At 61.8% G+C, this 19,104-nt stretch carries 20 protein-coding genes; 16 read left to right on the top strand and 4 right to left on the bottom strand.

Annotated elements, in window-relative coordinates:
• The first annotated feature begins 15 nt into the window (after positions 1 to 15).
• The 10 genes from F8O05_RS10845 to F8O05_RS10800 all read left to right on the top strand — a co-directional run bounded on the left by F8O05_RS10845 (position 16) and on the right by F8O05_RS10800 (position 9,381).
• Positions 16 to 1,437 carry an aldehyde dehydrogenase family protein gene (locus F8O05_RS10845; protein ID WP_158052765.1) on the top strand — a complete coding sequence of 474 codons (1,422 nt, stop codon included), beginning with the start codon at positions 16 to 18 and terminating at the stop codon, positions 1,435 to 1,437.
• Between the two features lie 29 nt (positions 1,438 to 1,466).
• Positions 1,467 to 2,261 carry an SDR family NAD(P)-dependent oxidoreductase gene (locus tag F8O05_RS10840; protein ID WP_158052764.1) on the top strand — a complete coding sequence of 265 codons (795 nt, stop codon included), beginning with the start codon at positions 1,467 to 1,469 and terminating at the stop codon, positions 2,259 to 2,261.
• Positions 2,262 to 2,380: 119 nt separating this feature from the next.
• The gene (locus tag F8O05_RS15315) at positions 2,381 to 2,551 is read left to right on the top strand and encodes an alcohol dehydrogenase catalytic domain-containing protein (protein ID WP_158052763.1); all 171 of its coding nucleotides are present in this window, start codon (positions 2,381 to 2,383) and stop codon (positions 2,549 to 2,551) included.
• Between the two features lie 622 nt (positions 2,552 to 3,173).
• On the top strand, positions 3,174 to 4,142 hold the full coding sequence (locus F8O05_RS10830) for a sugar ABC transporter substrate-binding protein (protein WP_225735856.1): 969 nt from the start codon (positions 3,174 to 3,176) through the stop codon (positions 4,140 to 4,142).
• Positions 4,143 to 4,181: 39 nt separating this feature from the next.
• Complete coding sequence (locus tag F8O05_RS10825; protein ID WP_158052761.1) at positions 4,182 to 5,231, top strand: ABC transporter permease; 1,050 nt, start codon at positions 4,182 to 4,184, stop codon at positions 5,229 to 5,231.
• Entirely contained in the window at positions 5,228 to 6,151 is a 924-nt protein-coding gene (locus F8O05_RS10820) for an ATP-binding cassette domain-containing protein (protein WP_158052760.1), read from the top strand. Before F8O05_RS10825 ends, F8O05_RS10820 begins: the two co-directional genes overlap by 4 nt.
• Before the next feature lie 164 nt (positions 6,152 to 6,315).
• Positions 6,316 to 7,020: an AzlC family ABC transporter permease gene (locus F8O05_RS10815; RefSeq protein WP_192497142.1), complete on the top strand. Its 705-nt coding sequence runs from the start codon at positions 6,316 to 6,318 to the stop codon at positions 7,018 to 7,020.
• Entirely contained in the window at positions 7,017 to 7,340 is a 324-nt protein-coding gene (locus F8O05_RS10810; RefSeq protein WP_192497141.1) for a branched-chain amino acid transporter permease, read from the top strand. The genes F8O05_RS10815 and F8O05_RS10810 overlap by 4 nt, the downstream gene beginning before the upstream one ends.
• Before the next feature lie 62 nt (positions 7,341 to 7,402).
• Positions 7,403 to 8,131, top strand: a complete 729-nt coding sequence (hemQ, locus tag F8O05_RS10805) for a hydrogen peroxide-dependent heme synthase (protein ID WP_158052757.1) — start codon at positions 7,403 to 7,405, stop codon at positions 8,129 to 8,131.
• Positions 8,131 to 9,381 carry a ferrochelatase gene (locus tag F8O05_RS10800; RefSeq protein WP_158052756.1) on the top strand — a complete coding sequence of 417 codons (1,251 nt, stop codon included), beginning with the start codon at positions 8,131 to 8,133 and terminating at the stop codon, positions 9,379 to 9,381. Before hemQ ends, F8O05_RS10800 begins: the two co-directional genes overlap by 1 nt.
• 72 nt (positions 9,382 to 9,453) lie before the next feature.
• Here the strand turns inward: F8O05_RS10800 and F8O05_RS10795 are convergent, their stop codons facing one another.
• A complete protein-coding gene (locus tag F8O05_RS10795; RefSeq protein WP_158052755.1) occupies positions 9,454 to 10,401 on the bottom strand; it encodes a hypothetical protein in 948 nt (315 codons plus the stop codon).
• A 243-nt stretch (positions 10,402 to 10,644) separates the two neighbouring features.
• Between F8O05_RS10795 and serA the strand changes: the two genes are divergently transcribed.
• The 4 genes from serA (at position 10,645) to F8O05_RS10775 (ending at position 14,115) form a co-directional block, all read left to right on the top strand.
• Positions 10,645 to 11,850 carry a phosphoglycerate dehydrogenase gene (gene serA, locus F8O05_RS10790; RefSeq protein ID WP_158052754.1) on the top strand — a complete coding sequence of 402 codons (1,206 nt, stop codon included), beginning with the start codon at positions 10,645 to 10,647 and terminating at the stop codon, positions 11,848 to 11,850.
• Positions 11,851 to 11,940: 90 nt separating this feature from the next.
• Complete coding sequence (locus tag F8O05_RS10785) at positions 11,941 to 12,714, top strand: SDR family oxidoreductase (RefSeq protein WP_192497140.1); 774 nt, start codon at positions 11,941 to 11,943, stop codon at positions 12,712 to 12,714.
• Between the two features lie 191 nt (positions 12,715 to 12,905).
• Positions 12,906 to 13,739 carry a lytic murein transglycosylase gene (locus F8O05_RS10780; protein ID WP_158052753.1) on the top strand — a complete coding sequence of 278 codons (834 nt, stop codon included), beginning with the start codon at positions 12,906 to 12,908 and terminating at the stop codon, positions 13,737 to 13,739.
• Between the two features lie 85 nt (positions 13,740 to 13,824).
• The gene (locus tag F8O05_RS10775; protein ID WP_158052752.1) at positions 13,825 to 14,115 is read left to right on the top strand and encodes a hypothetical protein; all 291 of its coding nucleotides are present in this window, start codon (positions 13,825 to 13,827) and stop codon (positions 14,113 to 14,115) included.
• Positions 14,116 to 14,125: 10 nt separating this feature from the next.
• On the opposite strand, the gene F8O05_RS10770 is transcribed toward F8O05_RS10775, so the two are convergent.
• The 3 genes from F8O05_RS10770 to F8O05_RS10760 all read right to left on the bottom strand — a co-directional run bounded on the left by F8O05_RS10770 (position 14,126) and on the right by F8O05_RS10760 (position 17,367).
• A complete protein-coding gene (locus F8O05_RS10770; protein WP_158052751.1) occupies positions 14,126 to 15,373 on the bottom strand; it encodes a glycosyltransferase family 4 protein in 1,248 nt (415 codons plus the stop codon).
• An 18-nt stretch (positions 15,374 to 15,391) separates the two neighbouring features.
• Complete coding sequence (locus F8O05_RS10765; RefSeq protein ID WP_158052750.1) at positions 15,392 to 16,648, bottom strand: NAD-dependent epimerase/dehydratase family protein; 1,257 nt, start codon at positions 16,646 to 16,648, stop codon at positions 15,392 to 15,394.
• A 245-nt stretch (positions 16,649 to 16,893) separates the two neighbouring features.
• Positions 16,894 to 17,367, bottom strand: coding sequence for a DUF3224 domain-containing protein (locus tag F8O05_RS10760; protein WP_158052749.1), 474 nt, complete (start codon positions 17,365 to 17,367; stop codon positions 16,894 to 16,896).
• A gap of 79 nt (positions 17,368 to 17,446) precedes the next feature.
• On the opposite strand from F8O05_RS10760, the gene F8O05_RS10755 reads away from it, so the two are divergent.
• Together F8O05_RS10755 and F8O05_RS10750 are read left to right on the top strand one after the other, a co-directional pair.
• Positions 17,447 to 17,881 (top strand): pyridoxamine 5'-phosphate oxidase family protein, encoded by a 435-nt coding sequence (locus tag F8O05_RS10755; protein WP_158052748.1) that lies wholly within the window; start codon positions 17,447 to 17,449, stop codon positions 17,879 to 17,881.
• Entirely contained in the window at positions 17,878 to 19,101 is a 1,224-nt protein-coding gene (locus tag F8O05_RS10750; RefSeq protein ID WP_158052747.1) for a class I SAM-dependent methyltransferase, read from the top strand. Before F8O05_RS10755 ends, F8O05_RS10750 begins: the two co-directional genes overlap by 4 nt.
• Positions 19,102 to 19,104 lie beyond the last annotated feature (3 nt).

The following is a 19,104-nucleotide window of genomic DNA, read 5'->3' as shown; positions in this document are numbered from 1 at the left end:
TTCAGGAGACAACTGATGAAAATGTACATCGCAGGTGAGTGGGTCGGGTCCGATCGCTCCCAGAGCGTAATCAATCCCTTCGACGGGAGCATCGTCGATGAAGTTCCCCTTGCTGACGCTTCGGCAATTGAGCGCGCTCTTGCGGCAGCGGATCGTGCCGCACTGCGTCTCCTCAACTCCACGGGAGCCGAGCGTCAGAAGATCATGGAACGTGCTGGACAACTTGCCGACGAACGTGTCGAGGAAATTGCGCAAACGATCAGTCTCGAACTCGGCAAGCCCATCAGGGAAGCGCGCATCGAGGCTTCGCGTGCGGGAGATCTGATTCGCCTTGCCGGATTCGAAGGTGCTCAGTTATACGGCCAGGGTCTTCCACTCGATGCTCATCCCGGGGCAGGCAAGCAGCGCCTTGGGTTCACTTTGCGCGAACCATGTGGCGTTGTAGTCGCCATCACACCATTCAACTTCCCGCTGCTGCTGGTTCTTCACAAGATCGCTCCCGCACTCGCGGCTGGAAACTCGGTGATCCTCAAACCAGCCTCTCATACGCCGCTCACAGCCCTCGCGCTCACCCGTGTCTTCCTCGACGCAGGCCTCGACCCCGAGGCGATTAGTTGTATCACGGGCTCCGGGAGCACCGTTGGAGACCGACTTTGCGCGGATGAGCGTGTGCGTAAGATCACCTTCACAGGAAGCACCGGAGTCGGCAACCACATCGCACGCGTCGCGGGGGCGAAGAAGCTGTCGCTCGAACTCGGCGCCAGCTGTCCCACCGTCATCCTCGATGACGCTGATATTGAGCGAGCTGCGGTGGCGGTTGCCTCCGGCGGTTATGCAAATGCTGGTCAGGTGTGCATCTCGGTTCAACGGGCCATCGTTCATGAAAAGATCTACGCTGACTTCCTGGACGCGCTGAAGCCGAAGGTTGAGGCTCTCACGCTCGGGAACCCTCTCGACGTGTCAACTACGCTCGGCCCGTTGGTAAGCGAGTCCGAGGCTGAGCGCGTGGAGCGGAGCATCAGCGAGAGCGTAAGACGCGGCGCTCGGTTGATCACGGGTGGTGAGCGTTCAGGCGCGACCGTGACACCCGCGATCGTTGCCGACGTGGATTCATCAGACGCCTTGAGCCAGGATGAGCTGTTTGGCCCCGCGGTGGCAGTCACGTCGGTCTCCTCGCTCGAGGAAGCGCTGATTGCTGCCAATTCCACGACCTATGGTCTCGGGGCCGGTTTGTTCACCGAGAACCTTTCGAAGGGGATCAAGTTCTTGCGTGGTGTCAACGCTGGCGTGCTGCACATGAACTGGACGCCCCTATGGCGCGCTGATCTCATGCCGTATGGCGGCACCAAGGGGAGCGGTATCGGCAAGGAAGGAATTCGCTCGGCCATCGCGGAGATGACCGAGGAAAAGACGATCGTACTCCACGGCGACGTGTGAGCGGTCAGTGACTGTATGAAGGAGCAGACATGAACAGGCAGAACATTCTTATCACCGGAGGCTCAGGCGGGCTCGCAGTGCCCACTGCGGAGCTTCTACTACAAGATGGCGCGAACGTGACCCTGTTCGCTCGCGACGATCAGAAGCTCGAAGAAGTGAGGCGGGAACTCGACGCTCTCGGGACTCCGGGGACTGTGCGTTGCGTGGCGGGAGACACCACGAACGAGCACGATGTTCGTCGTGCGGTTGAGGTAGCCGCGGCCGAGGGTGGTTGTTTAGACGGGCTCATTGCGTGCGCTGGCACCGGCCAGCAAGTGCCGATTGTAGAACTTGAGCTCGATGACTGGCGACGCGTCATCGACATCAACCTACACGGTGTATTCCTGGCCATTCGCGAGGCGGCGCGTATCATGACCAAGCAGCGCTCGGGCAGCATCGTTGCCTTCTCGTCGATCGCCGCCGCGGTCACCCATCGCTACGTATCTGCCTATGCAGTGAGCAAGGAGGCCGTCGATTCACTGGTCAAGAATAGCGCTGATGAACTCGGCCCCTGGGGCATCCGTGTCAATGCTGTTCGCCCGGGATTGATCGTCACCGAGATGTCGACAGATCTCGTTGCTGACAAGCAGCTTGCCGGAGACTACGTGGCTCAGACTCCGCTCGGCCGTTTCGGCGAACCGATTGAGGTTGCGCGGGTCGTGCGGTTCCTCCTCGGTTCCGAAGCCTCGTGGGTGACGGGAGTGAGCGTGAGTGTCGATGGTGGTCAGCACCTGCGTCGCGGCCCGGATCTCACCCAGTATCTGGGTATCGAACTGCCCGCCTGACAGCTATGAACGCTATGAAAAAGGAAAGTACTACTGTAAAGGTGGTCATCTTCGACGGCGGCGGAATGCTCTAGCTGAAGGAGATGTCCGACCCCGGGGTTCGTTGACCACATGACGTGATGCTCATGCCACTAGCCTGCGGCATCTGCGGTACTGACCTTCACGTACTCGGAGTACCTCAACTGCATTCAGCTCAGGTCGGTGTTGTCCTCGGCCATGACTACATCGCTGAGGCTGCTGAAGTCGGCGACGAGGTATCACCGTCGTGCTGGGTGACCGCGTGGTGGTAGAACCCAATCGTTAGCTGCGGAGCATGCAAATTCTGCCTTCGCGGAGAACTCAACCAAGCACGCCCAAGGGTTTCTACGGAAGGCAGTCTTGCTGCATACGCAGTTATCCCAGACACCGCTTGTCTGGCCAATGCTTCTTCCACGTCAATTGCAACGGAGTAAAAATGTTGAGCACTTCCCACCGGTTGAATGACGTTAGCTCGACTGTGTCGGAGTATCCGCCATAGAGATCCCGCGGATTTACCTTGCGGGGTAGGAATGTGTGTGTGGCGCGGGACGCCACGGATGGAGCGGATCCCGGCGGAACCGATGACTTTGTCTAGTTGACAGGGATGCGTAAACGTGTCAAATTTGGAACGGTCCAAAAAGTGCACTCCAGAAGCAGGAGTACGAACTTCCGGATTGCCTCCCTGTCCTAACCTTAACGAAGTTCTCCGTTACTAGATTCTTAGATTTGCAATCGAACTGGTCCAAACTTTGAGGTAATCTTGCAGTCGAGCAGTTTTGTAAGGACAACACCTCAAAAATGCACGCGTGAATATTGTCGTTCACACGTGTTCAACGAGAAACACAATGGAGTGAAAACATGTTGAAAAGCGTTCGGCGCTTAAAGCGCATTGGATTGGCAACTGTAGCCGCTACAGCAGCCTTGCTACTCGCTGCCTGTGGTGGTCCCGCAGGCGTATCCGGTGAGAACAACTCGACACAGGGTGGCGGGACCTCAGTCGAAACCACGATGACAGTGGCTCTCATTACCCACTCGACCCCCGGCGACACCTTCTGGGACATCGTTCGAAAGGGTGCCGAAGCGGCAGCCGCGAAGGATGGCATCGAGCTTCTCTATAGTTCGGACCCGGACGGGGCTCGACAGTCGCAGCTCGTAGAACAGGCAATTGACCAAGGTGTTGATGGAATTATTGTCACCCTCGCAAAGCCGGAAGCAATGTCCTCAGCTGTTCAGAAGGCGGTAGACGCCGGCATCCCAGTCTTCAGTATTAATGCTGGTGAAAGCGCCTGGGAAGCGATGGGTGTGCTCGCTCACTTTGGTCAAGATGAGATTGTCGCAGGTCAAGCTGCAGGTGAGAAATTCAACGACCTCGGAGCTGAGCATGTGCTTTGTGTGATTCAGGAACAGGGCCACGTAGGCCTGGAATCCCGCTGTAAGGGCGTGTCTGAGACGCTCAATGGTGAGATGGAAATCGTGTATGTAACTGCTGCCGACCCAACAAACATCCAGTCGACCATCACAGCGAAGCTGCAAACGGACGACTCCATTGACTATGTGTTGACACTTGGGGCCCCACAGGCACCGATCGCTCTCGATTCAATTAACGAATCGGGTAGCAGCGCCAAGCTCGCGACTTTCGATATGAATGCGGATGTGGTTGCCGGTCTTGAATCTGGCGACCTCGAGTTTGCCGTTGACCAGCAACCCTACCTTCAAGGCTATCTCGCCGTGGACTCGGTATGGCTCTCCGTCAATAACGCCAACGTTATTGGTGGTGGCAAGTCGGTGCTTACCGGCCCGACCATTGTCACCCCAGATATGGCAGAGACGCTCAGCACGTACGTCGAAAACGGTACGCGTTAGACCGCTTCCCTACTGCTCACCAGCTAAGGAACCTGATTCATGACTGCTCAAGTCGCTACCAAGTCAGGCGATGAGCGGGTCGCTTCCGCCTCCCTCTTCGTGAGAGCCTTCACGAAGCCGGAGGCGGGAGCCACCGCGGCTGCGATTGTCCTCGCAGTGATGTTCGCCGTAGTTGCCCCCCAGTTCACCCAACCCGAGTCAATCGCCACCACGCTGTACGGTGCATCCACGGTCGGCATCATGGCCGTGGGCGTGTCACTGCTCATGATCGGTGGCGAGGTGGACCTGTCCGCCGGTGTCGGCGTCACGACCGCGGGTCTTGCCGGTGCCCTCACCATCTACTGGTTCGGTTCGAATGTCTGGCTGGGTGTGTTCGCATCCCTCGCCATCTCGCTCGCAATCGGCCTACTCAACGGTTGGCTACTCACGAAGTCGAAGCTCGCAAGCTTCATCGTGACCCTGGCGACCTTCTTCATGTTGGCCGGTTTGAACCTCGGCCTTACCCGTATCATCACCGGTGGTGTGGCCACGCCGAGCATCGCTCCAGCAGCTGGGTTCGAGTCCGCCGCCGCGATCTTCGCCTCAGAAATTCCGATCTTCGGAGTCAATGTGAAGATCACCGTCTTCTACTGGATCGCGCTCGTGCTGATCGCGACCTGGATTCTCTCGCGCACCCGCGCGGGTAACTGGATATTCGCCGCCGGTGGCGCACCGGATGCAGCCCGTGCGGTCGGTGTGCCCGTGGTACGTACCAAGATCGGCCTCTACATGGGCGTGAGCTTCTGCGCCTGGTTGCTCGGTATGCACCAGCTCTTCGCCTTCCGCACCGTGCAGTCGGGTGAGGGTGTCGGTAACGAGTTCCTCTACATCATCGCCGCGGTGGTCGGTGGCTGCCTCATGACCGGTGGCTACGGAAGCGCCATCGGTGGCGCGATCGGTGCACTTATTTACGGTATGGCACTCAAGGGTGTCGTCTACGCGCAGTGGAACCCGGACTGGCTGAAGTTCTTCCTCGGCGCGATGCTGCTCGCAGCAACCGTGCTCAACTTCACGCTGCAACGCAGAGCAGGTAAGGGAGGGAAGAAATGACCACCACCACGGCCACAGACACTCCGCTTGTCGAACTCCGGGACGCCGGCAAGCGCTACGGCAATATCATCGCGCTCCGCGACGTCAGCCTGAAGGTTGCCGCCGGTGAAGTGATGTGCGTGCTCGGCGACAACGGTGCCGGAAAATCGACGCTGATTAAGATCATTGCGGGGCTGCACCAAAACACCGACGGCGAATACCTCGTCGAAGGTAAGCCGGTGAAATTCGACTCACCGCGGCAGGCGCTCGATCACGGTATTGCCACGGTCTACCAGGACCTCGCGGTCGCGCCACTCATGCCGGTGTGGCGAAACTTCTTCTTGGGGTCGGAGAAGACCAGGGGCTTCGGGCCATTCCGGCGCCTCGACGTCGACTTCATGAAGAAGACCGCGAAGCAGGAACTGCTCGATATGGGTATCGACCTGCGCGATGTCGACCAACCCATCGGGACACTCTCGGGTGGTGAGCGGCAGTGTGTTGCGATCGCTCGCGCCGTGTACTTCGGTGCCAAGGTGCTCATCCTCGATGAGCCCACGGCAGCACTCGGTGTGAAGCAGTCGGGCGTTGTGCTGAAGTACATCGTGCAGGCGCGCGACCGCGGCCTCGGCGTGATCTTCATTTCGCACAACCCGCACCACGCCTACCCGGTCGGGGACCGATTCCTGCTCCTCAAGCGCGGCCAGAGCATCGGCTACCACGAGAAGGAAGACATCACGCTGGAAGAGCTCACCGGGCTGATGGCCGGTGGCGCCGAACTCGAGCAGCTCGTCCACGAACTGCGCGCATCCGGTGCCGACACCGAATCGGTGCGCACCATCCGCGATGAAATCGCTGACGACACGTCTGCTGGTGTCGGGCACGTCCCCGTCACCGAAGGTGTCCAAACGATTCCACCGGAGGAACGGAAGCAGGCCGAGTAATCGACCGGAATCAGGAAGTAGTGCATCGCACGTCGTCGCGGTCTAAGCCACTGGCAGGCTAGTTCGCTAGTCACTTATGAGGGCGCCTTAGCTGCAGCAATCGCTGCAGCTAAGGCGCCTTCGTTTGTGCAGACAATGCCTTGATCTGGGGCACAATGGACAGCATGACTGGAGTAGCCCCAACCGCGTCGCCCGGCGACTTCCGGCAGGGGCTGCGGGACACGATTCCGGTCGCTCTCGGCTACCTCCCGCTCGGGATCTCTTATGGACTGTTCGCGGTTTCAGTTGGCCTGCCGTGGTGGTGGGTCACAATCACGGCGCTGGTGATCTACGCCGGCTCGATGGAGTTTCTTGCGGCCGGGATGCTCGTCGGCGGCGCACCCCTGACCCAGGCCGCGACCACCACGCTCTTCGTCAACTCGCGTCACATCTTCTACGGCCTCAGCGTGCCGCTGGAACGCGTCCGAAACACCTTCGCGAGGCTGTACTGCATCCACGCCCTCACCGATGAGGTGTATGCCGTGTGCTCGGGAATTGAACGCGAAAAGCTCACCGGGCCACGCATCCTCGCCATCTCAATCGCGAGCCAGTCCTATTGGGTGACCGGCAGCACTCTCGGTGCCGTCTTTGCGACCCTGCTACCGTTTGACCTGTCCTTCATGGGCTTCGCGATGACGGCGCTCTTCGCGATCCTCGCGATCAACGCCGCCAAGGTGAGCCGCGAATGGGGCCTGTTTGGCGCATCCGCCATCATCGGCATCTTGGCGATTATGTTCGCGAAGGATGCAATGCTGCTGGTGGCGCTGACGGCCTACTTCGTGCTCGTGGTTGCGATGGTGCTGGTGCGGAGAAAGCGAGCCGCCGCGTGAACCTTTGGCACTCGATCCTGCTCATGCTCGTGATCTGGGCACTTACCTTTGCGATGCGGGCGGCGCCGCTCGTGTTGCGCCGCTGGTTCGACGACAACGAGATCGTGCGCGATATTGGTGCGCTGCTGCCGGTTGGGGTGATGGTGATTCTGACCGCGTACACGGTGCGCGATACCTCGCTGGCCGGCTACGACTGGGTCGCGCCGCTCGTGGGGATCGTCGTGACGGTGTTGCTGCACTTGTGGCGCAGCAATGTGCTGTTGAGCCTCGTGGGCGGGATCCTGAGCTACTCGATTCTGTACTTCACGATTGGGGCGTAGGGGATTACTTGACTCGGATGCACTGACTTAGGGCTCAGCATCCGCCCGCCTAAGATGGAGTCATGTCGAATCCTCATGGAGGAGCCGCTGAGGCCCAGGCGCCCAGCCAGCTCACGCAGTATGCAAACTATTCGGTATTTCGCCGCCTGCCGGGAACGGCAGCTCCGGCTGATCTCGAAGCCGCAGTCGCAGAGCTTGAGGCAGCCACCGCGAAGCTCGAGCCCTCGGGCGTAACCCTCCGCGGCATTTACGACCTCAACGGTTTCCGTCAGGACGGCGACCTGCTCGTCTGGACCCACGGCGAAGACCCGGAGGCGATTCAGGCAGCCATCCGCCGCATCCGTTCGACCGAACTGTTCGAGTCACTCGAGGTGTCGTGGCAGGTCATGGGCGTGCACGCCGCCGCCGAATTCAACCCGCGCCACGCGCCCGCATACATGCTCGGCCACGCACCGAAGAAGTGGATCACAATCTACCCCTTCGTCCGCTCCTACGAGTGGTACCTGCTGCCCGAGGAAGAGCGCTCAGTCATGCTGCGCGACCACGGCATCCGCGGCGCCGCATTCAAGTCGGTACTCGCGAACACCATCGCGGCCTTCGGCATCAGCGACTACGAGTGGATGCTCTCCTTCGAAGACGACGAACTCATCACGATTCTCGACATGATGCGCGACCTTCGCTACACTGAAGCCCGCCGCCACGTGCGCGAGGAACTTCCCTTCTACACCGGCCGCCGCATCCCCGAGGCGGAAGTACCGGTTGCACTTCGTTACGTGCAGGATCCCAGCTAATGGCGGCAGAAAACATCGGCCGCAAGCCTGCTCCGGCGAAGGATGCGCCGCTCGCCCCGGGTGCGCTGGTTTCGGCTGCCACCGAAGCGGCCCGCGACGGCGCCCCTTGGGTGTCCGAACCGGTGCAGTACGACGCAATTCTGCTCGCATCCTTCGGCGGCCCGAACGGGCAAGATGACGTTATTCCGTTTCTGCGGAACGTGACTGGGGGCCGCGGCATCCCCGATGAACGACTCGAAGAAGTCGCCGTGCACTACCGCGAAAACGGTGGAAAGAGCCCGATCAACGACCAGAACCTGGCGCTGAAGAAGGCAATCGAAGCAGAACTCGGAAAGCGGGGCGTCGACCTGCCGGTGTACTGGGGTAACCGCAACTGGCTGCCGTACATGAACGACGCGGTGCGCGACGCGCACGAAAACGGTGCGAAGAAAATCATCGCGCTCGCGACCAGCGCATACTCTTCCTACTCGTCTTGCCGTCAGTACCGCGAAGACTTCGCGGACCTCCTTGAGGACCTCAACCTGCAGGGTGAGGTCGAAATCGATAAGGTTCGTCAGTTCTTCGATCACCCCGGTTTTGTGACGCCGTTTGTTGATGGTGTTCGGGATGCTCTTGACGACCTCAAGCGGGAAGATCCGAGCCTCGATCTCGCAACCGACGTTGAGGTGCTCTTCACGACGCACTCCGTGCCGACTGACGACGCCAATCGTTCTGGCCCTGAGGACCGTAACTTCGGTGAGGGCGGCGCGTACTTCGCGCAGCACCTGGCCGTGAGCGAGGTCGTGGTGCAGGATGTGCTCGCCCAGCTCAAGGAGCGTGGCGACGGCCTCGAACAGCTCAACTGGCAGCTCGTGTTCCAGTCGCGTTCGGGTCCGCCCAGCCAGCCCTGGCTTGAGCCGGACATCAACGACGTGATCGAAGAACTCCCCGCGAAGGGACGCCGCGCGATCATCGTTGTGCCGGTCGGGTTCGTCTCAGACCACATGGAGGTCCTTTGGGACCTCGATAACGAGGCCAAGGTCTCGGCGGCAGACGCGAAGCTGGCCTTCCGCCGCACCCCGACCCCGGGCATCCACCCCGAATATGTTTCGGGACTCGTGGACCTCATCCTCGAGCGCGTTAATGGCACGTCGAAGGAAGATCGCCCGGCTCGCACCGATCTCGGGCCCTGGTACGACGTGTGCCGACCCGGATGCTGTGAGAACGTGCGACTCGGGTTCCGCCCGGCGGTTGCTGGACTGCAGCCCTAGCGTTCTGCGCCCATTGCCACTAGCGCTCACCATTGCCGAAGTACCGGCAATGGTGAGCGCTATTTGCAATACCTAGCGGCGGTGGAATGCGCAGTTAAGGAGCGGGGTGGTGTCGCTCGAATCGACCTCGCCGGTCACGCTGCTGCGGTAGCCGATGATTTCGTAGCCCATCGAGTCGAATCGGGAGCTGTCGGCGACGGGGAAGAGTACGAGTTCTTCGCCGAGGCTGGCGGATACCGGCGCGGAATCGGTGGGTGCAGACAGTAATTCCACCTCTGTTGAGACCGCGTCGGAATCACCCCACAGTGAAGGCGGACGGAATCCGCCCCACGCGGGGCTCGGGGAGACCTGCATCGGAAACCATGCGCCGTCCAGTTCGGACACCGCGATTTCTCGAATCTGGTGCGAGCTGCCCGCAGTCGCGCAATCGAGGCTTTGGTCGTAGATCGTGCGGAGATTCTCATCCACGGTGAAACCTTGGTTGGATGCAGTGACTGAGTTCACGACGTGACCGCACCGGCTCGTAACGCCGATTGGGAATGGCACCTGCTCGGCGACTGTGTCCGCGTTGTCGGAGCCGAGCCAGATGTACCAGAGCTCGTGGAAGCCATTGCCGTCGAGCTCGCTGATCGGGATCGCGAGATCCGGAATACTGTCACCATTCGCATCCCCCTCGACTGGGTCACCGAGGCTGTAGGTCTGGCCGTATTCGCCGGTGCCGGCGCTGTTTTCGATCGTGATGGTGACGGGGTCGCTGAGACCGTTGTGAGAGAACGACCACTCGGTGTTGGACACGTACTCGAGAATTTCGTCTGCGGTGACTGCGCCGTCTGGGTTGCTTGAGTTGCTATCCCCGCCGGAACTGTCGGCTGCGGTACCGGCCGAGTCGATGCCAGCGTTGCTGTCCGAAGAACCGGTCGTGTTGGTGGGCTGATCGTCCGCGCCCGGGGCTGCCGTGCATCCGGCCAAGAGCAAAACTGCCGCGAAGCCGGAGGCGAGAGAGTATGACAGCGATTTCATGATCGGGACCTCGAATTTCTGCCTTGGGCGGCCCGACGACCTGCGGGCTGGGCCACAAAACGCTGCTGTGAATCAAGGGTACGACGCGCTGGGTACGAAGGGAATATCAAGGCATCGGAGTTACGTGAGGCGTGCGCTAGCAGGAACGGCTTGCAGGTGGCTGGGCAAAACTTGACCAATTCCTGAGCAAAATGAATCCGCGATAAATGTACGAACAACCCGAGCGGGGCTAGGATAGTGCGGGTGAAAGCCCTTCTTCTCGAAAACATCCACGCCGAAGCTACTCGCCTGCTCGAAGCGGACGGTATTGAGGTCGAGACCCGCAAGGGAGCACTCGACGAGGACGAGCTGATTGCCGCCCTGGAGGGTGTGGACCTGCTCGGTATCCGATCAAAGACGCAGCTGACGCGTCGAGTGATTGAAGCGCGCCCGAACCTGAAGGCCGTTGGTGCCTTCAGCATCGGCACCAACCAGATCGACCTTGAGGCTGCCGCTGAGCACTCGGTCGTGGCATTCAACGCCCCGTACTCCAACACGCGCTCTGTTGTGGAGCTCGCGGTCGGGGAGATCATCAACCTGGCTCGTCACATCGGCGACCACAACCGCAACATGCACAACGGCCTGTGGGACAAGACCGCGAAGGGTTCGCACGAGGTGCGCGGTCGCACGCTCGGTCTCGTTGGCTACGGCAACATTGGTTCGCAGCTGTCGGTGATCGCTGAAGCCCTCGGGATGCGCGTCTACTTCTACGACGTGGTCGACAAACTCGCGCTTGGTAACGCGGTGCGCTGCGACTCGCTCGAAGAACTGCTGTCGACCGTGGAGACCGTCTCGGTGCACGTGGATGGCCGCCCCGAGAACACGAATCTTTTCAACGCCGAGACCTTCGCGATGATGCGTCCGCGTTCGCTCTTCCTTAACCTCTCGCGCGGCCACGTGGTCGACCTTGAGGCACTGCGCGACAACCTCGTCTCGGGCCACATCGCCGGTGCCGGCCTCGACGTCTACCCGGTTGAGCCGAAGAAGGCGGGGGACCCATTCGAGTCGGTGCTGCAGGGCATCCCGAACGTGATCCTCACCCCGCACATCGGTGGCTCGACCGCCGAAGCACAGGAAGACATCGGTCGCTTCGTTGCCGGGAAGTTCCGCGACTACGTGCGCACCGGATCGACCTATATGTCGGTAAACCTCCCCGAAGTGCAGCTCGCACCGCTGTCGAAGGGCGCGCGGTTGCTGTACCTACACGAGAACGTTCCCGGTGTGCTCGCGACCGTCACCTCGGTGCTCGGCCAGTACGGTGTGAACATCGACGGCCAGCAGCTGACCACCCGTGGGCAGCTCGGTTACGTGGTTACCGACTGCGCCAACGGGGTGCCACAGGCAGCCTTGGATGAAATTCGTAGCCTTAAGGCAACGCGTCGCCTGACCGCCATCGGCGAGGTTCGCTAACCGGTTTAGTCGGTCCGCCGGTACTCGTGTCGGTGGCTCATGATTTCGTGTACACGTGAGCTCGCAATGGGCTCGATTGGAGGAGAATCCATGTCGCAGCGAATCGTAGTCACCGGTGCAAGTTCCGGCATTGGTGCGGCCACAGTCCGCCGCTTTGCGGAACTTGGCTGGCAAACCGTGGCCGTGGCGCGGCGCGAAGAGCGGCTGCGCAAGCTCGCGGAGGAAACCGGCTGTTTACCGGTGGTGTGCGATGTCACCGATGAGCAGCAGGTTGCTGCCATGGCTGAAACCGTTCGGCAGACCGGCGGGGCCACGGGGCTCGTCAACAATGCCGGGGGAGCGATCGGGCTCGATCTCGTCGAGGAAGCCTCCAACGATGAATGGCGCCAGATGTTCGAGGTGAACGTCATCGGCCTGCGATCCGTGACGGCAGCGCTGCTCCCGGTGCTGCGGGAGGGTGCGGGGCGCGTCGGTTGCGCATCCATTCTCAACCTGACTTCGACCGCTGGGCTCGGTGCTTATGCGCGCGGCGGTGGCTATAACGCCGCCAAGTTCGCGGCACACGCGGTGACGGGAGCGCTGCGGCTGGAGCTTGCCGGTGAACCAATCCGGGTAATGGAGCTCGCGCCGGGGCTAGTGCAGACCGAGGAGTTCGCCCTCAACCGGATGCGCGGCAACGCGGATGCGGCGGCTGGGCTGCGACTCTACGAGGATGTGCAGCCACTTACCGCGGAGGATGTGGCGGAGGTCTTGGTGGGCGCCTTCGAGCGGCCACCACACGTGAATCAGGACCTGATCGTGCTGCGGCCTGTTGCGCAGTCGAGCAATTTCCATGTCCACAAGGGGCCGCTCGAGACTCGGTAGCCTTGAAGTCTTGATTGTGGGGTCTTGCGGACGGCCAATACGGCGGCCCGAGAAGTGTCTGAAGCGAGTTGGAGGGAACCGTCTCGAAGGCATCGCGAAGCGCGAACCGGAAACGGTCGACGGCTAATACCCGCCGGAGGTCACCCGGCAGCACCCGGGTCGCGAAGGTGCGTGGCGCGCGCGTCGGTGGGATGCGCACGCGCACTAAGGTGCTGCTGTCTATTGGTGCGCTGCTAGGCGTCGCCACGCTCGTGGTCGCGACCTGGATGCTCGTGGCCGGTATCCAGCTCATGGGTCAGCTGTCCTATGGCCCGGGGACGGGCGGTCCCGCGGCCGCACTGGGCGCAGAGGTACCGACCTCGGATGATGCGGAAGAGCTTGAAGACTCTGTAGCTGAAGCTGATGCGACCGGTCCCGGAGGGATGCCTCCGATGCAATCCACTGAGATTGCAACGCTGCCCGACGCCACCTGGCTTGCGGAAGTCGCTGCCGCCACCGGCATCCCCGAACGAGCCCTCGCGGCCTATGCGGGTGCCGACCTTGTCGCATCCAATGTCTATGGCTGTCGGGTTGGCTGGAACACCCTTGCGGGGATTGGCTATGTGGAGAGCCACCACGGCACCCTCTTTGGTGGTGCAATCACCGCGGATGGCTCGATGTCGCAGAAGATTTACGGGATTCCGCTCAACGGCACGAATAACACCATGGCAATCCCCGACACCGACAAGGGTTATCTCGACGGCGACACCGAGTGGGACCGCGCGGTCGGCCCGCTGCAGTTCATCCCCGAGACCTGGGAGATCTGGGGCGTGGATGGCAATGGCGACGGCGTGGAAGATCCGCACCACATCGACGATGCGGCGATGACCGCCGCACTCTACCTCTGCAATGCGCAGGGCACCCTCGAAGGCTCCGAGAACTGGATCTCGGCAATCCGCTCGTACAACAACACCGCCGACTATCAGCAGCAGGTCGCCGATGCCGCATCCCACTACGCGGAGATAGAACGGGAACTGTTCGGATAGCAGAAGCATTGAGCCGAAGCCAACCTTCGCGCCCTAGCCTTAAAGACTCAACCAGGACCAACACCATCAGTTAGGGGGGGCGGTCATGGCGAACATCAATCAACCAGAAACGGACCCTCGCGTGCGCTGGTTTCACCGCGGCGGATTCACCACCATCGCGATGATTTCGCTCGTGCTCGGGGCAATCGGCTTGATCGTCATTGCCCTCGGCGCGATATTCGGCGAACTCGAACTCGCGGCGAACTACGTCCCCTTCCCGTCGATCGTGGGGCTACTCTTCGGCATCCTTGGGGTCTTGGGTCCATGGAAGTGGACCGCGGCTATCGCGGTGGTGTTGAACATCGCGGCGATGACGCTCGCGATGGTGCTCGGGTGATCCCTGCGGCTTAATTTTCCAGATTGCCGCGCACACCATCAGTCAGCCGCGGCGGAAGATCCTTCGGACGCGGCATTGGCTTGCCGAATAGCCGCATCTTGAGCGAATAGCTCGACAGCGAGTGCGCGCGTGCCCAGTGCCGGTCGATGGCCTCTTCGTAGTGGTGCACCAGCGTCTCGGTTGCGGCCCGCCAGGAACTCTCTTCGGCCTCGACCCGAGCCTCGGCACCCATCGACAGGCGCAACTCGTCATCGAAGAGCAGCTTCTCAAGCGCCGCGGTGAACTCCGCGTCCGAATCCGGATCAAACAGCAGCCCGCTGCGCCCTTCGGTCACCGCAAAGGGAATCCCGCCAGCCCGCGCCGCAACCACCGGCACCTGCGAAGCCATCGACTCGAGAGCCACGAGTCCGAGTGTCTCGGTAGTCGACGGAAACGCAAAAACGTCGGCCGAAGCGAATGCTGAAGCTAGCGCATCCCCCGACATATAGCCGGTGAAGACCGTATTGGTGCCAGCGAACTCCCGCTCGAGGTCATCCCGATCCGGACCGGAACCGACCATCGCGAGCCGTACGCCACGCGACTGCAGCGTACGGATCTGCGGCAGCAGCACCCGCAGGTTCTTCTCTTTCGACATCCGTCCCACGTAGATCATCAGCTTCTCGTCGGGGTGCCCATCCGTCAGCAACTCCCGCATCGCGTCCGAGCGCTTATCCGGGCGGTAGGTCACGGTGTCGATGGCTTTGGGCCACAGGCCCACCCGCTTGATGCCGATCTCCTCGGCGCGTTCGACCATCTGCGGCGACGTGCAGAGATTGACCTCCGCGAGGTTGTGAATCTCACGCAGGTACGCGGTGCCGCCGCGGCGAATCGGCGCCAGGCCCAGCGCATCCGCGTACTGCGGGGTGTCGGTGTGGAAAGACGCGAGCATCGGCAGGTCGCGGCGCGCAGCCGAGAGCGCACCGTAGGCAGCCAGCGCGACCGGATTCACCAGGTGCACCACGTGGGGCGCGAACTCTTCCACGAGCTTGGCGATATTCGGCGTCGGTAGGCCGATCTTCAGCTCCGGATACCAGGGCTTCAGCGGCACCGAGTTGACCCGGATAACCCGCGCACCGGCGTAGTTGGTGGGCGGGTCACCCGGGGCGAACACGAGCACCTCGTGGCCGAGCGCCTCAAGCTGTTCGAGGGTGCGCAGAACGCGCGTCACCACCCCATCGATCTTCGGCAGGAAGACCTCGGTGAACAGCGCGATCCGCATAGTGGTGGATGCTCCGGGCTAGTTCGCGGGGGCGGTTTCGGTAGCTGCTTCGGCAGCAACCGAAGGCGGTACACCGGCGGACTGCTTCGAGGTCCACAGCGAGGTCGCGGGCACCTTCGACAGGTCGGCACGGTCGGCGTACTTGCGGGCGATCTCGGTGACCTCCAGCAGCAGTCCTTCTTCGAGCTTGGTCGGGTTGAGGCCCAGATCGAGGAAGGTGTCGTTCTTCACGTGGAGCTCGTTCTCGGGCGCCTCGTTACGAGGGTTCGGCACGAGTTCGACCTGCGCATCCGCAATCTTCGCCAGAAGGTTCGCGAGGTCACGCACTCGGTGCGTCTCGGTCATCTGGTTGAAGATCTTCACCCGCTCGCCCGTGGCTGGCGGGTTTTCGATCGCGATCTGGATGCAGCGGACGGTGTCCTGAATGTGGATGAACGCGCGGGTCTGGCCACCGGTGCCGTGCACGGTCAGCGGGTAGCCCACGGCTGCCTGCATGAGGAAGCGGTTGAGGACCGTGCCGTAGTCGCCGTCGTAGTCGAAACGGTTGATCAGGCGTTCGTCGAGCGAAGTCTCGCGGGTGTTGGTGCCCCACACGATGCCCTGGTGGAGGTCGGTGATGCGCAGTGCGTCGTTCTTCGCGAAGTAGGCGAAGAGGTTCTGATCGAGCACCTTGGTGAGGTGGTACACCGAGCCGGGGTTCGTCGGGTAGAGGATCTGCTGCTGTACCCGGGTGGGTTCGGCGAGCGGATTGCCGTTTTCATCCTCATCGGTGGTGACCTCAATGTCGAGGTAGCCCTCGGGGATCTTCATCCCCGCGGTGCCGTAGCCGTAGACACCCATGGTGCCGAGGTGCACGAGGTGCACGTCACGCTCGGACTCAACGATCGCCGTGAGCACATTGCCGGTCGCGTTGACGTTGTTGTCGATCGTGTAGCGCTTGTTCTTCGAATTCTTCATCGAGTAGGGAGCGGCACGCTGCTCAGCGAAGTGCACGATCGCTTCGAGCTCTTCGTCGATGATGAACTTCAACAGGTCGTCGTACTCCTGCGCGACGTCAATGTTCGCGAAGCGAATCGTGTTGCCCGAAACCTCTTGCCAGGCGGCGATTCGCTCTTCGATCGACGAGATCGGGGTGAGCGATTCGGCTCCGAGTTCCTGGTCGATGCGTCGACGCGAGAGGTTGTCGACGATGACGATGTCGTGGCCCTGGGCCGACAGGTGCAGTGCGGTTGGCCAACCACAGAATCCGTCGCCACCGAGAATTGCAATCTTCACGAGTACTCCATAACTAGCGGGGTTTCCGCTGCGGGTTGGCCCTGACCGGGCCGGTGTAGCTTTGCGCGCCGTACGCTAGGGCGAATCGGTACGCCTGGTCCATCGTATTGCCTTGTGTTAACAGCAAGTGAAGCGGGAGCGCACCCCTTCGATAAGTCGCTGCGCGACGACTCAGGGAACGTCCTTCGACAAGCTCAGGGACCGCCTTCGATAAGTCGCTGCGCGACGACTCAGCAGCGGGCGGACTATTCGGCGGGTGCCTCAAGCTTCCCGATCGCGGCTTCGCCGTCGAGGTCGTCCTCGGATGCATCCCCGGCAAACTCGAGGTCGAGTTCCAGAATCTCCTCGTCACCTCGGCTCGTGATCAGGCCGGTACCCCGCACGCCAGCGAGCTGGCCGGTGCCGGAGCCGGGCACGATCTTGAGTTGCGCATCCTCAGCCACAAATCGACCGTGATCGGCGGTTGAAGTGTGCCAGAAATTCAGGGTGCCACGGCGGCCATCGATCTCGCCTTCGAAAGCGTCAATGGCGACGTAGGTGCCGGAACCGTTTTCGGAGTTGAAGGCGCTCACCATCAGCACCTGGGAGGCGCCGGTGATTTCCGGACCGGCGAAGGTCCGGCGGATGAAGAAACCCGCCATCGGAGCGCCTGTTTCGACATCCGGAGTGTGCCCGTTCGCATCCCACACATCAATCTGAAAAGAACTGCTCGCTCGCATACTTCAGGATTTTGGCACGTGGTTCTGAATGTGCGGTCAGTCGCGGATTTCCCTCAGCTGAACGTGACACGATAGAGCCATGACAGAGAATGCGGTAGTGGAGATTCTGAACGGTACTCGGGCCCGCAGCTTCTTGAGCGGACACAACCTTGGCCGCCTCATTGAGCGCATCGGCAACATCACCGAAGTGTTCCCCGTGAACTACTGGAGCGATGGGCACCGGATCGTGATCCGCACTGCCCCCGGCACCAAGCTCGCCGGAGTGGTCGTCGCCGATGAAATTCTGTTCCAAGCCGATCAGGTGACCGAGACCACCGCCTGGAGCGTGATCGCACACTGCACCGGACGCATCCTCGAGTCGTCAGCTGAAATCGACCAAGCCGCAGAACTGGACCTCAAACCGCTCATTCCGACGGTGAAGGAAGTCTTCGTCGAGTTCACCGTCGGTGAGATTTCGGGTCGGGCTTTCAACCTCGGCGATGAACCCAAGGCTCAGCCCGAGACCGTTTCGTGAGTGAGGCTTCAAGCCCCGCAGCCGGGCACACGCCGCTGCACGATGACCCGGTCATCGATGTGGTGCTCACCGAAGCACTCGCGAACGGGCCGCTTCCCGAGATCGTCGCGGTGATCGACGACGCTGACGTGAGTTTCGCACAGCCACTGCTTGATCACGGTGCGCGCGAGGTGCGTGTGTTCAGCGACTTCGGCGTGGCCGGGGCCTTGCCTGCGGGAGTGCGGCAGGGGAGCCCCGTTGGCGGGCTCTTCGAAGGTGTATCGCTGGTTGTTGGACGGCTGCCAAAGTCCTTGGCCGAGCTCGAGGACCTCGCGGAGTGCGCCGCCTACCAGGTCGCGGCGGATGCTCAGCTCATCCTGGGTGCGCGGGACAAGCACTTGACGCAGTCCATGAACGAGAGCCTCGGTAAGTATTTTGCGCAGGTCCGCGGCACTCGCGGGATGCGCAAGTCGCGGGCGCTGGTTGCAAGCGCGCCGATTGTTGGTGTGGATGCGAGTGGTGGGCGTGGCCCGGCCGGTGCGGCTGCGGCCAGCGAGAGTAACTCCGCAGCAAGCCGAACATCCGCGTCGGGTGCCGCTGCCTCAGAGCGAGAGTTCCCGCGGTTCGCACAGCTGGATGAGCTCTCACTCACGGTCGCCGCGCGCGGCGGCGCTTTCGCCGGAACCACCCTCGATCTTGGCACGCGGGTGCTGCTGCAGGCGCTCGCCGATCCGACACACGGCTTCGGCATAGGCATGCGCGGCGAATCGGGGCGGCGCGCGGCCGATTCTCCGAACGCATCGGACGTGCGGGTCGCCGTCGACCTCGGCTGCGGGACCGGGCTGCTCGCGAGCGTCCTGGCCCGCAGCTTCCCCGAGGCGAAGGTGATCGCGACCGACGCATCCTGGTGGGCCTGCGCATCCACCGCCGCGACAGCGAAAGCGAACGGTTTCGCCGAGCAGATCCAGATCGTGCGCGGGAACGCGGGCGAGGGCATCGCCGATTCGAGCGTAGACCTGATTCTCTGCAATCCACCTTTCCACACGGGCCGCAAGGTTGACCCGGGCCTCGCGAACGAGCTTTTTCGCGGTGCGGCGCGGATGCTGCGGCCGGGCGGGCAGCTAGTGACCGTCTTCAATTCGCACCTGAAGCACCGGCAGCACCTCGAGCGGATCGTCGGACCCACGCGCCAGCTGAACCGCACCGAAAAGTTCACGGTCACCCTGTCCACCAAGCGCTGACCT

Source organism: Gulosibacter chungangensis (assembly GCF_008831155.1).
GTDB lineage: Bacteria > Actinomycetota > Actinomycetes > Actinomycetales > Microbacteriaceae > Gulosibacter > Gulosibacter chungangensis.
The sequence above is the reverse complement of the archived record's forward strand: the minus strand, read 5'-3'. Positions and strand labels throughout refer to the sequence as shown.

What these genes read in the sequence shown, in the direction of transcription:
- F8O05_RS10770 (WP_158052751.1), bottom strand. Translation starts at nt 15,373, where the DNA reads ATGCGGATCGCGCTGTTCACCGAGGTCTTCCTGCCGAAGATCGATGGG.
- F8O05_RS10800 (WP_158052756.1), top strand. Translation starts at nt 8,131, where the DNA reads ATGGCGGCAGAAAACATCGGCCGCAAGCCTGCTCCGGCGAAGGATGCG.
- F8O05_RS15315 (WP_158052763.1), top strand. Translation starts at nt 2,381, where the DNA reads ATGCTCATGCCACTAGCCTGCGGCATCTGCGGTACTGACCTTCACGTA.
- F8O05_RS10845 (WP_158052765.1), top strand. Translation starts at nt 16, where the DNA reads ATGAAAATGTACATCGCAGGTGAGTGGGTCGGGTCCGATCGCTCCCAG.
- F8O05_RS10840 (WP_158052764.1), top strand. Translation starts at nt 1,467, where the DNA reads ATGAACAGGCAGAACATTCTTATCACCGGAGGCTCAGGCGGGCTCGCA.
- F8O05_RS10760 (WP_158052749.1), bottom strand. Translation starts at nt 17,367, where the DNA reads ATGCGAGCGAGCAGTTCTTTTCAGATTGATGTGTGGGATGCGAACGGG.
- F8O05_RS10780 (WP_158052753.1), top strand. Translation starts at nt 12,906, where the DNA reads ATGCGCACGCGCACTAAGGTGCTGCTGTCTATTGGTGCGCTGCTAGGC.
- F8O05_RS10825 (WP_158052761.1), top strand. Translation starts at nt 4,182, where the DNA reads ATGACTGCTCAAGTCGCTACCAAGTCAGGCGATGAGCGGGTCGCTTCC.
- F8O05_RS10795 (WP_158052755.1), bottom strand. Translation starts at nt 10,401, where the DNA reads ATGAAATCGCTGTCATACTCTCTCGCCTCCGGCTTCGCGGCAGTTTTG.
- F8O05_RS10755 (WP_158052748.1), top strand. Translation starts at nt 17,447, where the DNA reads ATGACAGAGAATGCGGTAGTGGAGATTCTGAACGGTACTCGGGCCCGC.
- F8O05_RS10815 (WP_192497142.1), top strand. Translation starts at nt 6,316, where the DNA reads ATGACTGGAGTAGCCCCAACCGCGTCGCCCGGCGACTTCCGGCAGGGG.
- hemQ (WP_158052757.1), top strand. Translation starts at nt 7,403, where the DNA reads ATGTCGAATCCTCATGGAGGAGCCGCTGAGGCCCAGGCGCCCAGCCAG.
- F8O05_RS10820 (WP_158052760.1), top strand. Translation starts at nt 5,228, where the DNA reads ATGACCACCACCACGGCCACAGACACTCCGCTTGTCGAACTCCGGGAC.
- F8O05_RS10785 (WP_192497140.1), top strand. Translation starts at nt 11,941, where the DNA reads ATGTCGCAGCGAATCGTAGTCACCGGTGCAAGTTCCGGCATTGGTGCG.
- F8O05_RS10775 (WP_158052752.1), top strand. Translation starts at nt 13,825, where the DNA reads ATGGCGAACATCAATCAACCAGAAACGGACCCTCGCGTGCGCTGGTTT.